Annotated in this window: 14 protein-coding genes; 9 read left to right on the plus strand and 5 right to left on the minus strand. The window is 63.7% G+C overall.

Annotated elements, in window-relative coordinates:
* Positions 1 to 106: 106 nt before the first annotated feature.
* The 4 genes from ACFPN9_RS10895 to ACFPN9_RS10910 all read right to left on the minus strand — a co-directional run bounded on the left by ACFPN9_RS10895 (position 107) and on the right by ACFPN9_RS10910 (position 4,803).
* A complete protein-coding gene (locus ACFPN9_RS10895) occupies positions 107 to 1,555 on the minus strand; it encodes an ATP-dependent nuclease (protein WP_377816910.1) in 1,449 nt (482 codons plus the stop codon).
* The gene (locus ACFPN9_RS10900) at positions 1,542 to 2,750 is read right to left on the minus strand and encodes a DUF262 domain-containing protein (RefSeq protein ID WP_082735147.1); all 1,209 of its coding nucleotides are present in this window, start codon (positions 2,748 to 2,750) and stop codon (positions 1,542 to 1,544) included. The genes ACFPN9_RS10895 and ACFPN9_RS10900 overlap by 14 nt, the downstream gene beginning before the upstream one ends.
* A 728-nt stretch (positions 2,751 to 3,478) precedes the next feature.
* Entirely contained in the window at positions 3,479 to 3,958 is a 480-nt protein-coding gene (locus tag ACFPN9_RS10905) for a hypothetical protein (RefSeq protein ID WP_066726358.1), read from the minus strand.
* A 5-nt stretch (positions 3,959 to 3,963) separates the two neighbouring features.
* On the minus strand, positions 3,964 to 4,803 hold the full coding sequence (locus tag ACFPN9_RS10910) for a zinc ribbon domain-containing protein (RefSeq protein WP_066726355.1): 840 nt from the start codon (positions 4,801 to 4,803) through the stop codon (positions 3,964 to 3,966).
* A gap of 113 nt (positions 4,804 to 4,916) precedes the next feature.
* Here ACFPN9_RS10910 and ACFPN9_RS10915 point away from each other — a divergent pair, with 113 nt between their 5' ends.
* From ACFPN9_RS10915 to ACFPN9_RS10950, 8 genes are all read left to right on the plus strand, one after another.
* Entirely contained in the window at positions 4,917 to 5,513 is a 597-nt protein-coding gene (locus tag ACFPN9_RS10915; protein WP_066726352.1) for an NUDIX hydrolase, read from the plus strand.
* 174 nt (positions 5,514 to 5,687) lie between these two features.
* Complete coding sequence (locus tag ACFPN9_RS10920; RefSeq protein ID WP_066726350.1) at positions 5,688 to 6,593, plus strand: hypothetical protein; 906 nt, start codon at positions 5,688 to 5,690, stop codon at positions 6,591 to 6,593.
* A gap of 165 nt (positions 6,594 to 6,758) precedes the next feature.
* On the plus strand, positions 6,759 to 7,058 hold the full coding sequence (locus ACFPN9_RS10925) for a metal-sensing transcriptional repressor (RefSeq protein WP_066726348.1): 300 nt from the start codon (positions 6,759 to 6,761) through the stop codon (positions 7,056 to 7,058).
* 28 nt (positions 7,059 to 7,086) lie between these two features.
* A complete protein-coding gene (locus tag ACFPN9_RS10930) occupies positions 7,087 to 8,199 on the plus strand; it encodes an S-(hydroxymethyl)glutathione dehydrogenase/class III alcohol dehydrogenase (RefSeq protein WP_066726346.1) in 1,113 nt (370 codons plus the stop codon).
* A 197-nt stretch (positions 8,200 to 8,396) separates the two neighbouring features.
* A complete protein-coding gene (fghA, locus tag ACFPN9_RS10935; protein WP_066726344.1) occupies positions 8,397 to 9,236 on the plus strand; it encodes an S-formylglutathione hydrolase in 840 nt (279 codons plus the stop codon).
* 113 nt (positions 9,237 to 9,349) lie between these two features.
* Complete coding sequence (locus ACFPN9_RS10940; RefSeq protein ID WP_066726341.1) at positions 9,350 to 9,718, plus strand: YciI family protein; 369 nt, start codon at positions 9,350 to 9,352, stop codon at positions 9,716 to 9,718.
* Positions 9,718 to 11,007, plus strand: coding sequence for an RNA polymerase sigma factor (locus ACFPN9_RS10945; protein WP_066726338.1), 1,290 nt, complete (start codon positions 9,718 to 9,720; stop codon positions 11,005 to 11,007). Before ACFPN9_RS10940 ends, ACFPN9_RS10945 begins: the two co-directional genes overlap by 1 nt.
* Positions 11,008 to 11,042: 35 nt before the next feature.
* Positions 11,043 to 11,459 (plus strand): low affinity iron permease family protein, encoded by a 417-nt coding sequence (locus ACFPN9_RS10950; protein ID WP_066726335.1) that lies wholly within the window; start codon positions 11,043 to 11,045, stop codon positions 11,457 to 11,459.
* Between the two features lie 12 nt (positions 11,460 to 11,471).
* Here ACFPN9_RS10950 and ACFPN9_RS10955 read toward each other — a convergent pair whose 3' ends face one another.
* A complete protein-coding gene (locus tag ACFPN9_RS10955) occupies positions 11,472 to 12,239 on the minus strand; it encodes an SDR family oxidoreductase (protein WP_156446689.1) in 768 nt (255 codons plus the stop codon).
* Positions 12,240 to 12,386: 147 nt separating this feature from the next.
* Here ACFPN9_RS10955 and ACFPN9_RS10960 point away from each other — a divergent pair, with 147 nt between their 5' ends.
* A complete protein-coding gene (locus tag ACFPN9_RS10960; protein ID WP_066726331.1) occupies positions 12,387 to 13,424 on the plus strand; it encodes an L-idonate 5-dehydrogenase in 1,038 nt (345 codons plus the stop codon).
* Positions 13,425 to 13,524 lie beyond the last annotated feature (100 nt).

Below are 13,524 nucleotides of genomic sequence, written 5' to 3' on the forward strand. Positions count from 1 at the left end.
CAGCGGAGCAAAGCAAAAAAATCAAACCGATCCACGCACTTAATAAGATTAAATTTTTTCAAATACTCATATAATAGAATATCAAAATGTATTTTTTGATAGAGAACTAAATACCATTCAATCCGATAGCCTTAGACAAAGAAGACATGAAGCGCTTGACGGCGCGCGTACGGCCTTTTTTAGAAACCCAATGCTTCAGAGCATGGTTAGTGAACGCAATTTCATCCATTCTCAATTTATATGAAACGTTTTTATACCTATCGTGATAATTTTGACCTTGAGTCGAAGACAAAGAATATTCTAGATTGTCGACCTTTCGTCCAATTCGTTTGGTAAAATTAGCTAAGCTAGATTCAGCCGAATCTAAAAATTCAACTTCCATCTCCTTTACAAAAGGTAAAAACACGATCGGATTTGCAGTCTTCCAACTCGCCGATTTCTGCCTCATATCCCCGTCCAATACGCCCACAAATGATATAGACGTTAGTCCTGATGGAATATTCTCAAGTCTTGTTTTAATCTCACCAGCACCGTTTATACAGACATGGATCTCAACAAAGCAAGCACTATTGATTTCATGTTCCGCAATTAGCTCGTAAAGGACATCTCGAGCGAGGTTATCTTCTACGAACAGCACGGCTTGACGCCTGGGTTGGAGACCGAGACGCGCCAAAATCTTTGTTTTCGATTCTATGCCAACAGGCAATATCGACTGCCTTCCAGCGCGCCGAATCGAAACCAGCGAACGATCCGGCACCTCTGAAGCAATAGTGGGAGAGTGCGTAGAAATAACAAGACACAGCTTAAGTTTTAAAGTATATCTCGCAAGCAAACCAAATATTGCAAAATGACTCAGCGGCGGAAGATGAGCTTCAGGTTCTTCAATTATAAGAATACTATAAGGAGGCGCCGTGGAAATAACCCATGCAAGATAAAATACAGAAAGCTCCCCTGTCGCCATCGAATTTGAATTGTAAATCAGGCCATCCATTTCAACTTCAAAAATTGGCACGTTTCTATCACCAATCTCTGTTTCATAAAATGAAATTCTATCATAAGACTTAGAGCAAACCAAAGAAACCAAATCGACCAAGCTTCTATCAAAAAACTTCCGACCTGCTCCTTCTTTAAGTACGTCGAAATCCTCATCCGCAAGCGCAAACTGAATCTCCGCAGTTCTCGCCTCAAGTCCCACAAAACGGACTCCCGTCTGAACTCCTGCCGGAGCCTGATCTAATGTAAATATCCCTCTGTAATCCCCCTTCATTTCAGCTGGAAACGCGACATTCACCTCAGCAAAAGCCCCGGATAATCGACTCATATTCCTCGGCGCGGGGTCATCTTCGCCGCGGAGCGACGAATAGAGTAGCTCCAACAGCGTTGTTTTTCCGACACCTGTTCCACCGCAGATGACCAAGAAGCCTCCTTTTGGATTGATAACACAATCTGCAAAGCCGGAGAGGTTCTTGATTCTAAACGATTCGATAGATGGAGCCGCTGCTTTGTGACGAGAGCTGAGATCTTCTCGCAGTTTATTGAGTTCAGCCAATCGCACGGCGCGACTCCCACTGGCGCGCTAAGCGATACTCCGCCATTGCGCGCTCCGCTACGTCGCTTGGAAATTCCGATAAAATATACAGAGTACTATTTACAACCTCAATCCGATCGCCAAGAGTCGGAGAATGCCTTAAGAATGATGGGTAAGCAGCAACGAAAGAAACAGCAAGGCACATATCTCTCAAAACCACAGAGGCAGTATCATTCACGCGAGAAGAGGCTCGATCGTTAAATATCGAAGCAATAACCTCCAGCGTTCGAACCCCCACGCTATCACTCAACCTAGATTTTAACCAACTGGTGTCACTCAGTCCGAGTCGAACAGCTTCGAATGCAGCAAAAAACTCCGAAAAATCGGATTGCGCTTCTTCGCTTTGCCCGACTCCATAATATGAATAAAAATACAACCAGGAGAATAAGCTAGCTTTATTAAGCCGAGTTCTAACGTTATTTACAATTATTAATTTAGATATCGCAAATATTGAACGCGCAATTCGATCTAGAATGCCGGACGGAAACGAATTTCCGGCCCTATATCGTCTCTCGAGCACGCTAGCTGTAACCTTCTCACTTAAAGATCCAAGTTCAAGATAAATTGCAACGCGCGCGATAGTGTCGTCAAAATTCATGCGAGCATTAGTAAAACCGATACCATAGCCTGATATCTGTTCTTCTAAAAGGCGTACTAAATCACGAACCTGATTACGAGGCGCCCCTATCAAAGCATTTCGCTGCTCAGCAGCAGTCAATGCCGTCAGCTGATTCAGTCTGAAAAATAGCTCGCCCGGTTCCTCTGGATTAAAATCCCTAAGCCTGACCGTAGTTATTGTAAATCGACGAAATTTTGACTTTATTCTTTCAGGTAGCTGCGAGTAAAATGAACCGTGAAGAGATATTATTTCTTCGTCTTCCGGCTCAATGCGACCGTCTACTGTAAATCTATCCTCCATAAAATCGATTATTGCTCTAAGCCTTTGCTGACCGTCAAGAATTTCCTCTCGGTCAAATTCATCTACTACCACAATGTGAATGGCTGGCACATACCATTGCCGCAAAATCGTATCGATGAGGCGCCGCTTCTTTGACTCAGCCCACACTTGGCCGCGTTGGAAACTCGGCTGTAGATCGATCTCGCTTCGCCGGACTTTATCGACAAGGGTCGAAATATCGACGGAGGATTGGTCTATTCGCATTGCACGCTCAGAGTCCGGGTTCTCGACAACCGCACCATAGCGCTCTTAGCAGGCTCGCACAGCTAAGAGAAAGCGCCGAAACCGAATCCACGACTGAAGTTTATCCCCGCCTCCCACACCGCCCTTACTCTGCCACCACCTCACCCCCGAGGGGCAGCCATCCGGAAGGCAAGCCGTTGGTGGGGGTGGGCGCGGCGCCTGCGGGCGGGTTTGCACCCCGCACTCGGGAGGCTTCGGGGCACCGCCCTGGGGGTACTACGGCCCCTGTGCGAGGAGCTCGCTGGACCGGTCGGCGGCATCACGCCTTCGTCCCATGCCCGAATAGACGCGACAACCCGATGAGGGGAACTGGCGTCGAAAGGGCTCGCGGCGAAGGCTGGCCTTCGACCCGATAAGCGCGGCCCGGAGCCCAAAATCGCCGACAAGCGGAGCGCCACGGGGCGTGCGGGCAGTGGCTCAATCTGCCCGCGCCGCATCCTGGCTCAACGGATGCGGATTTCAGACTACGCGCCTCGCGGCGCTCCGCTGCCCCTCGTTTGTTACGCCTGCGTGCGAGCGCGGGCGGGGATTTGGTGTGTCCGTCATTCTCGGGCGAAGCCCTCGGGTCCGGCCTTCGGCCGGCCCAAGGACAGGCTCCGCGCAGACCCGAGAATCTCAGGCCGATAAGGGCGAGGAGCCTCGCTCGTCCCGAGATGCTCGGGTCGAGCCCGAGCATGACGCGCGCGGCCCTACGGCGCCGGCGCCACCGTCAGCGTCATCTGGGCGCGGCCGATGCGGCCTTCCTTGTCGACAGCCTGGATCTCGATGACGTGCTTGCCCGGCGGCACCAGAACGGCGGGCGCCTCGATGCCCTGGGGCGTGATGAAGGCCTTGACGCGGGCGGTGACGTCGAGCGCCGGCTGGCGGCGGTAGATCACCTGCACCTTCTCGGGATCGACCGGCACGCCATTGCTCGGCAGGAACTTCACCGCCAGCCGCAGCGGCTTGCCGGCGACGCCGCTGCCATGCGTGCCCTGCGTGTCGACACCGGGGCCGCGCGTCAGGTTGCGCGTCGGCACACCCGCGGCATCGGGCGCCGGCGGGCCGGCCTCCTCGCGGGTGATGAGTTGCACGGGTTCGGCAGCCCCCGCGGGCGACGGTGCGGGCAGCAGGGCGCAGGCGAGGAGGAAGGCGGCAGGCAGAAGGCGGCAGGCGGTCGGCTGGATCATCGCGGTCACTTCAATCCCAGGAGGCCGGCGATCAGGCCGGCGGCGACGGAGAGAACAGTGCTGGCCATGAGGATGGCGGTTTCGATCGTCTTCAGCGTTTCGAGCGGCAGTTTTCCGTGAACGGTCGACAGCCCCTGGCGCAGCCCCGGCAGCGAGGCGAGCCCCTTGGCGCTGAGAGCGGCCTGGGACACGCGCAGCAGCATGCCGGCGAAGAACGAGGCGCCGATGCTCAGCGCATAGAACATGGTCTCGCGCCAGGCGGCGACTCCTTGTGGCAGCACGGGGATGTTGTCGCTCCAGCCGAGCCACGCGTTCATGGTCGCGACAGAAATAATCGCGAAGCTCACCGCGACCGCGATGTCGCGCTTCCCCAGCCGCGGCCGCACGCCGAGATAGGCGGCGCCCGTGGCGAAAGGCACGACGATCGAGGCGGTGCGCAGCACCCAGAGCGGCAGGTCGAGCCAGAACACGACGCTGGCATAGGCCCCGAGCAGGACGAGGAAGCCGAGCGGCAGCGCCAGCAGGCGGCGGCGGGGCGGCGGCGCCAGCGCGGCGGCTGCTGCATCGGCGGCATCGGCCAGCGCCACCTCGTCGGTCGCCGCCGGGGCAGCCTCGCCCGGCGCGGCGGGCGCGGGCACGGCTTCGGCCTTGGAGCGGCGGACCTCGTCGAGGGATTGTTCGAGCGCGGCGCACGCCTCCTCCAGCCCGGTTATCCGGCGTTCGGCGGCGTCGAGCCGGCGCAGCAGCGGCAGCACCGGCGTCAGGTCGCGCCCGCAGCAGCGGCAGGAGATCGCGCCGGGGTTGAGTTCGGCGTCGCAATAGGGGCAGACGAGCTGGTTCGACACGGCGTACTCGCAGGGCCCGAGCCGGGCGCAGGCTCAAAGCCACAACTTCAAGTCGCGTGCAAGTCCGCCGCGGAACGCTACAAGGCGAACGAAACCAACAGGGTGATCCGACAATGAGCCAGACCGCCTTCGCCGTCCGCCTCGCCGAAGCCGTCGAGCACTATCGCGCCGAGGTCGCGGGCCCGCGCGAACATCTCTCGCTGCTGCGCTGGCAGATCGATCAGGGCCATGCGCTGGATTCGCGCGACACCTTTCCCGGCCATGTCACGACCAGCGCCTATGTGCTCTCGCCCGATCATGCCCGCATCCTGCTGATCGACCATGTCGTGATCGGCCGCTGGCTCCAGCCGGGAGGGCATTGGGAGGAGGCCGCGACCTTCGCCGAGTCGGCCGCTCGCGAGGCGCTCGAGGAAACCGGCGTGCAGGGCCTGCGCCTGCATCCCTGGCACAAGGGCAGCGATATCCCCTTCGTCGTCGACAGCCATGACGTGCCCGGCAAGCCCGCGCGCGGCGAGCCGGCCCATATCCATCACGACCTGCAATATCTCTTCCTGGCCGATCCGGAGGCGCCGCTCGTCGCGCAGATCGAGGAGGTCCATGCCGCCGCCTGGAAGCCTCTCGCCGAACTCGCCGACATCGCCCCGCTCGGCCTCGCGCGGATCCGCAGCCTGACGCCGCCCGGCGGCCTGTCGCAGAACGGCAACATGTAACAATATAACAATCATGAGGAGGGGGGAGGTCTGGACGCGCCCTGCTCCCGCACCGCATCATGAGCCCGTCATCACAGGATGACGAAGCGTTAACCATCTTCCTCCACGATTGGACGCGCCGCGCAAGGGCTCGTCGTCGGCCGATCACCGCGCCGCTGCAACAGGAATCGCGCCATGACGTTGCAACCCTCCGCCCTCTCATTCGTCGCGATCCTGCTGGCCTCCGCGACGTTCGCATCCGCCGCCGACCTGCCGTCGCGCAAGGGAGCTCCCGTCGCGCCGCCGGTGTTGTCGGCCTGCACCGAAAGCGAGGGCATCCCGACCGACGCCTTCGGCTTCACCACCGGCTCCGATGTCGCCGAGAAGGGCTCCTTCGGCGCCAGCCTGACCTATGGCGGCGCCTATGGCACGCGCACCGGCTCGTCCAATGGCCATGGCCTGCAGCTGCAGGGTTCCTACGGCCTGCTGCCCTGCCTCGAGGTCGGCCCCTATCTGCTCGGCGGCTACACCAATGCGTCCCTGGGCGGCGTCAGCGCCGACTCCACCAGCTACGGCGCCGGCGTCGAGATGAAGTACCGCCTGCTCGGCCGCGACCTGCATGGCCTCGGCCTCACCGTGGTGCTCGACCCCAGCGTCAACCGCACCGACCCCGACGGCGCCGGCCGCTTCACCACCTACAACACCGGCATCCGCCTCTTCGCCGACAAGACGCTGGTTCCCGGCAAGCTCTATGCCGCGCTGAACCTGTCGCATGACATGACCTGGACGGGCCCGGACCCCTATGGCCGCTCCTCGACCTTCACGGTCGGCGGCGCGCTCGCCTGGCAGGCGCTGGACGGCGTCTATCTCAGCGGCGAGGTCCGCCACCAGCGCCGCTACACCGATCTCGGCTTCGGCAACGAGGCCGGCTACGCCACCTTCGCCGGCCCCGGCATCTTCTGGCAGGCGAGCAAGCAGTTCGCGATCTCGGCCGCCTACAACATCCAGGTGGCGGGCAAGGCCAAGGGCCAGCCGGGCGATCTCGACCTGACCAATTTCAGCCAGCACCTCGTCAAGGTGAAGGCCGCCTACAGCTTCTGACCACGGGCCACCGACGCGCGCCACGCTCGCGTCACGAAACCTCTCCATCAAGGCGGGCGCAGCGATGCGTCCGCCTTTTGTGTTGGCGCCACGGCCCGCGTTGACGCCCGCCCGCGACCCTTCTAGAACAGGCGGCAGATACTCCACCCCAGTATCAGGGCGCCGATGCCGCATACCCCCGAGGAAAAGAAGCGCGCGGTGACGCGGCTGAAACGCATCCGCGGCCAGGCCGATGCGCTGATCGCCGCCGTCGAGCGCGGCGAGCCCTGCGGCGCGCTGCTGCAGCAGCTCTCGGCCCTGCGCGGCGCCGCCACTGGGTTGATGGCCGAAGTTCTGGAAAGTCATCTGCGCGAGACGCTGACGGGCCAGGCCTGCGGCGACCATGACGCCCACGACCATGCTCCCGCGAGCGAGCCGGCCGAGATCGGCGAGATCATGCGTGTGATCCGCCCCTACCTGAAATGACCCGCAAAACCGAGGAAGGAACCGCCCGATGAAGACCCGCGCCGCCGTCGCCTGGGAAGCCGGCAAGCCGCTCACCATCGAGACCATCGAGATCGGCGGCCCCAAGGCCGGCGAGGTGCTGGTCGAGGTCATGGCGACCGGCATCTGCCACACCGACGCCTACACGCTGTCGGGGATGGATTCGGAAGGGAAGTTTCCGGCGATCCTCGGCCATGAAGGCGCGGGCATCGTCCGCGAGGTCGGCGCCGGCGTGACATCGCTGAAGCCCGGCGACCACATCATCCCGCTCTACACGCCCGAATGCCGCAGCTGTAAGTCCTGCCTGTCGCGCCGGACCAATCTCTGCACCTCGATCCGCGCCACGCAGGGCCAGGGCGTGATGCCCGACGGCACGAGCCGGTTCTCCTGCGATGGCGGCGAGGTCTTCCACTACATGGGCTGCTCGACCTTCGCGAACTTCACCGTCCTGCCCGAGATCGCGCTCGCCAAGGTCCGCGAGGACGCGCCCTTCGACAAGATCTGCTACATCGGCTGCGGCGTCACCACCGGCATCGGCGCGGTGATCTACACCGCCAAGGTCTGGCCGGGCGCGAATGTCGTGGTCTTCGGGCTGGGCGGCATCGGCCTCAACGTGATCCAGGGCGCCCGCATGGTCGGGGCCGACAAGATCATCGGCGTCGACATCAACCCGGCCAAGCAGGAGATGGCGCGCAAATTCGGCATGACCGACTTCGTCAACCCGAAGGAGGTCGGCAACGACAAGGTCGTCCAGGCGATCGTCGATCTCACCGGCGGCGGCGCCGACTTCTCCTTCGACGCAACCGGCAACGTCAACGTCATGCGCCAAGCGCTGGAATGCTGTCACCGCGGCTGGGGCGAGTCGATCATCATCGGCGTCGCCGAAGCCGGCAAGGAGATCGCGACGCGCCCGTTCCAGCTCGTCACCGGCCGCGTCTGGAAGGGCACGGCCTTCGGCGGCGCGCGCGGGCGCACCGACGTGCCGAAGATCGTCGACTGGTACATGGAGGGCAAGATCAACATCGACGACCTGATCACCCACAAGCTGTCGCTCGACGAGATCAACCACGGCTTCGACCTGATGCACGAGGGCAAGTCGATCCGCAGCGTGGTGGTGTACTGAGCGCCGCTTTCCGGCCTTATCGGCAGGGCAATACAGCCTGTCATTCCGGGGCGGCGCGCAGCGCCGAACCCGGAACCCACGACTGGGTGCGACCTTTGACAGAGTAGCCGGGCGCGATCGCCCGGTCAGGGGATCCGGGTTCTTCGCTTCGCGAAGCCCCGGAATGACAGAGGTCGCGCAACCATAAGGAACACCCCATGGAACTCGTCTCGTCCTCGAAGGCCTTCGGCGGCTCGCAGCGCGTCTATCGCCATGACAGCGCGGCCTGCGCCTGCCCGATGACCTTCGCGATCTTCCTGCCGCCGCAGATCGAGGACGGGCCCGTTCCCCTGCTCTGGTATCTCTCGGGGCTGACCTGCACGCATCAGAACGTCATGGACAAGGGCGAGTACCGGGCGGCGGCGGCCGCCAACGGCATAGCCATCATCTGCCCCGATACCAGCCCGCGCGGCGAGCATGTGCCCGACGAGCCGGGCAACTGGCAGTTCGGCTCCGGAGCCGGCTTCTATCTCGACGCGACGCAGGCGCCCTACGACACCAACTACCGGATGGAGAGTTACATCCGCGACGAGCTGCCGGAGCTGGTCGCGCGGCATTTCCCGGTCGATATGACCCGCCAGGGCATCTTCGGCCATTCCATGGGCGGCCATGGCGCGATCACGCTCGCGCTGAAGAACCCGGATCGCTACGCCTCTGTCTCCGCCTTCGCGCCCATCGCCCAGCCCTCGACCGCCGGCTGGTCGCGCCCGGCCTTCGAGAAGTATCTCGGCCCCGACGAGCGCAGCTGGCGCGCCTATGATGCGACGCTGCTGATCGCCGACGGCCACAGGGTCAAGGATCTGCTGATCGATCAGGGCACCGCCGACGGCTTCCTCGATGAGGGCCTGCGGCCGCAGCTGCTCGAGGTCGCCTGCGCCACGGCCGGTATTCCGCTCGAGCTGCAGATGCGCGAGGGCTACGACCACTCCTACAACTTCATCTCGACCTTCATGGCCCAGCATATCGCCTGGCACGCCGAACGGCTGGCGAAGGGCTGAGATCGGACGCCGGCGGATTTTTTTCGACCGCCTGTCGAAACCGGCCGGGGCTGGACGTCATCATGGCAGCCGGGGGATGGTTCTCCGGCGTCAGGTGGCAAGGAGTTCGCCCCATGCAGTACATGTTGATCTTCCGCGAGACGGACAGCGAATTCGGCCTGCGCGACGACCCCGCCAAGGGGCCGGCCTACTGGGCCTCCTGGATGGCCTATGTCGGTGCGCTCAACCAGGCCGGGATCGTGGTCAGCGGCGCGGGCCTGCAACCGCCTCACAGCGCCACGATGGTGCGCGTTCGTAACGGCCAGCGCCAGGTCCAGGACGGCCCGCATCCCGACACCAAGGAGCAGCTCGGCGGCTATTTCGTCATTGACGTCCCCGATCTGGACGCCGCGCTCGACTGGGCGGCGCGCAGCCCGGCCTCGTCCTATGGCTCGACCGAGGTGCGCCCGGTGCTACCGCCTCCGCCGCAGCCCTCCGCCTGATGACAGCGGAGGCCGGCGCCGCCGACGAGGCGCGGAGGGCGGCCGATCTCGCCGCCCGCGCCTCCTATGGCCGCCTGCTCTCGCTGCTGGCCCGCGATTGGCGCGATCTGGCAGCGGCCGAGGATGCGCTTGCGGAAGCCTTCCGGCTGGCGCTCGATCGCTGGCCCTCGGACGGCGTCCCGGCCCGTCCGGAGGCCTGGCTGCTGACGACCGCGCGTCGCCAGCTGATCGACGGACGGCGCCGCCAGACCATCCGCGCCGCCGCCGAGCCGACTTTGACCCTGCTGGCGGAGCAGGATGCAAACACAGATGGCTTTGCCTTCCCCGATGAACGGCTCAAGCTGCTCTTCGTCTGCGCCCACCCGGCGATCGATCCCGCCGCCCGCGCGCCACTGATGCTGCAGGCCGTGCTGGGTCTGGACGCCACCCGCATCGCCCAGGCCTTCCTGACCTCGCCAGCGGCGCTCGGGCAGCGGCTGGTGCGCGCCAAGGCGAAGATCCGCGATGCCCGCATCGCCTTCGCCATTCCTGAACGGGCCGAGCTGCCCGGGCGGCTCGATGCCGTGCTGCAGGCGATCTATGCCGCCTATGGCAGCGGCTGGGAGGATATCGCCGGCGCCGATCTCCGGCGCCGCGGCCTCGCGGAAGAGGCCATCTGGCTGGCGCGGCTGGTGATCCAGCTCCTGCCCGGCGAGCCCGAGGCACGCGGCCTGCTCGCGCTGATGCTGCATGGTGAGGCGAGGCGCGAGGCCCGCAGATCATCCGACGGTGCCTTCGTGCCCCTCGCCGAGCAGGACACGGCGCGCTGGTCGGCGCCGCTGATCGAGGAGGCGGAAGCCGAGCTGGCGCAGGCCGCTCGGCATGCGGCGCTGGGGCCGTTCCAGCTCGAGGCGGCGATCCAGTCCGTCCATGCCGCAAGGGCGGTGACGGGACACACCGACGCAGCAGCCCTGGCCCGGCTCTATGAGGGGCTCGCCCGGCTCGCACCGACGACCGGGGTGCTGGTCAGCCGGGCGGCGGCACTGGCGGAAGCATCCGGCCCTCAAGCCGGGCTCTCGGCCCTGGCCGAGCTGCCCGCCGGCGACGTCATGTCCTACCAGCCGTTCTGGGCGCTTAAGGCCCATCTGCTGCGCCGGTCCGGACAGGATGAGGCCGCCCGCGACGCCTATGCCCGCGCCATCGGCCTCACCAGCGATCCGGCCATACGCGACTTCCTGATGAGCGCCTCCCAACGCCCAGCGGACCGAACCTCGACCAGCGGGGAACGCACACATCCCGCCGGACGTTGAACCGAGCGATCCACAGGGGTCAGGGGGACTTCGCAATGGCATCGCGTTCCGATCCGCTCACCAACCGTACGCTCTTCACCCGCCTCTCGCAGGCAACCGCGCGCTGGGCCGGCAAGCCGCAGACCTTCGCCGTCGCGGTCTCGGCCATCATAATCTGGGGTCTGTCGGGGCCCTTCTTCGGCTTCAACGACACCTGGCAGCTGGTGATCAACACCTCGACCACCATCATCACCTTCCTGATGGTGTTCATCATCCAGAACAGCCAGAACCGCGACACGGCCGCGATGCAGATCAAGCTCGACGAACTGCTCGCCAAGGTCGAGGGCGCGCGTCAGGAGCTGATGGATCTGGAAGAGCTCGACGAGGAGAAGATCGAGAGCATCCGCAAGGAGTTCGAGAAGCGGGCGCGCGCGGCCCGCGAAGGCCGCCCGCTCGCCGAGGAAAAAGGCTGAGGCCTCCGCCGCTCAGACCACCGCGGTCAGCCCGCCATCGACCATCAGCAGGTGGCCGTTGACGTAGTCGGAGGCCGCCGACGACAGGAAGATCGCCGCGCCGACGAGTTCCTTCGTCTCGCCCCAGCGCCCGGCCGGCGTGCGGTTGCACAGCCAGGCCGAGAAGGCCTCGTCCGCCATGAGCGCGGCATTGAGTTCCGTAGCGAAGTACCCTGGTCCGATGGCGTTGGACTGGATGTTGTGCTTGCCGAGTTCGGCGGCGAGCCCGCGCGTCATCATCTTCACTGCGCCCTTCGAGGCCGTATAGGGGATGATCGTCGGCCGCCCCAGCTCGCTCTGCACCGAGCCGATATTGACGATCTTGCCGCGCTTGCGCGGGACCATCCGCTTCGTCACCGCCTGGGTGACGTAGAACACCGAATGAAGATTGGTGTTCATCAGCTCATGCCAGCCCTCGACCGGGAATTCGGTGATCGGCGCGCGCTTCTGCATGCCGGCATTGTTGATCAGGATGTCGATCGGCCCGATCTCGGCCTCGATCTTGGCGACGCCGGCCTCGACCGCCGCCTGGTCGGTGACGTCGAAAGGCGCGACCGAGACCTTCCGGCCGGCGGCCGAAATCGCCTGCGCGGCGCGCTCCAGCTTGGCGCGGTCGCGGCCGTTCAGCACGACATGCGCACCGGCTTCCGACAGCCCTTCCGCCAGCGCCAGCCCGATGCCCTGGCCGGAGCCGGTGACGAGGGCGATCCTGCCCTCCAGACTGAACAGCGACAGAGACATGACGGAACCTCGCGAGGGTGAAGCATCTGCGGCAGTTTGCGTTTGCGCCGGTGCCGCCGCTTTCGGTAAGCATCTTTCAATCGATTAGACAATCGAGCCGACACAGAATGAGGGCGGGCGTCGTCGCCCTCGCAGGGAGAAGCCGCCATGCGCGCCGTCGTCATCCATGCCGAAAAGGATCTCCGCATCGACGAGGTCGCGGTCGGCGAACCCGGTCCGCGCCAGGTCCGCGTGAAGATCGAAGCCGGCGGCATCTGCGGCTCGGACCTGCATTACTACCTGCATGGCGGCTTCGGCACGATCCGCGTGCGCGAGCCGCTGATCCTCGGCCATGAGATCGCAGGCCGGATCGAATGCGTCGGCGCCGAGGTCACGCGCGTCAAGGTGGGGGACCGCGTCGCGATCAATCCCAGCCGCGCCTGCGGTCATTGCCGCTACTGCCAGATGGGCCAGCAGCAGCACTGCACGGACATGCTGTTCTACGGCAGCGCCATGCGCTTCCCCCATGTTCAGGGCGGCTTCCGCGAGATGCTGGTGATCGAGGAACGCCAAGCGGTGAAGGTCGCCGACCATGTCAGCGCGGCCGAGGCCGCCTTCGCCGAGCCGCTCGCGGTCTGCCTCCATGCCGTGAAGCGCGCCGGCCCGCTGCTGGGCAAGCGCGTTCTCGTCACCGGCTCGGGGCCGATCGGCATCCTCACCATCATCGCCGCCAAGGCCGCCGGCGCGGCCGAGATCGTCGCGACTGACGTGGTCGACGGGCCCCTGCCGACGGCGCTGAAGATGGGCGCCTGCCGCGCCATCAATGTCATGGCCGAGCCCGACCGCCTGAAGGCCGAGTACGGCGCCGAAAAGGGCGCCTTCGATGTCATGTTCGAGGCCTCGGGCAACCAGCACGCGCTGACCGGCGCCTTCGACGTGGTGCGTTCGGGCGGCGTGATCGTGCAGATCGGCGTCGGCGGCAACTTCACCCTGCCGATGAACGTCGTCGTCGCCAAGGAGTTCGACCTGCGCGGCTCCTTCCGCTTCCACGAGGAGTTCGACTGGGCGGTGGCGATGATCGGCTCGAAAACGATCGATCTCTCGCCGCTGCTCACCGCGACGATCCCGGTCGAGCGGGCGATCGAGGCCTTCGATCTCGCCGCCGACAAGTCGAAGGCGATGAAGGTCCAGCTCGCCTTCGGGTGAGCGACCTTCGTCATTCCGGGGCATCGCGCAGCGATGAGCCCGGAACCCAAGAACACGGGTGCGGCAGGATAGGTTGACCGGCCGCCGCGCTTCGGCTGGC

Origin of the sequence: Allobosea massiliensis, assembly GCF_042655245.1 — a bacterium.
In the GTDB taxonomy this organism is placed as follows: domain Bacteria; phylum Pseudomonadota; class Alphaproteobacteria; order Rhizobiales; family Beijerinckiaceae; genus Allobosea; species Allobosea massiliensis.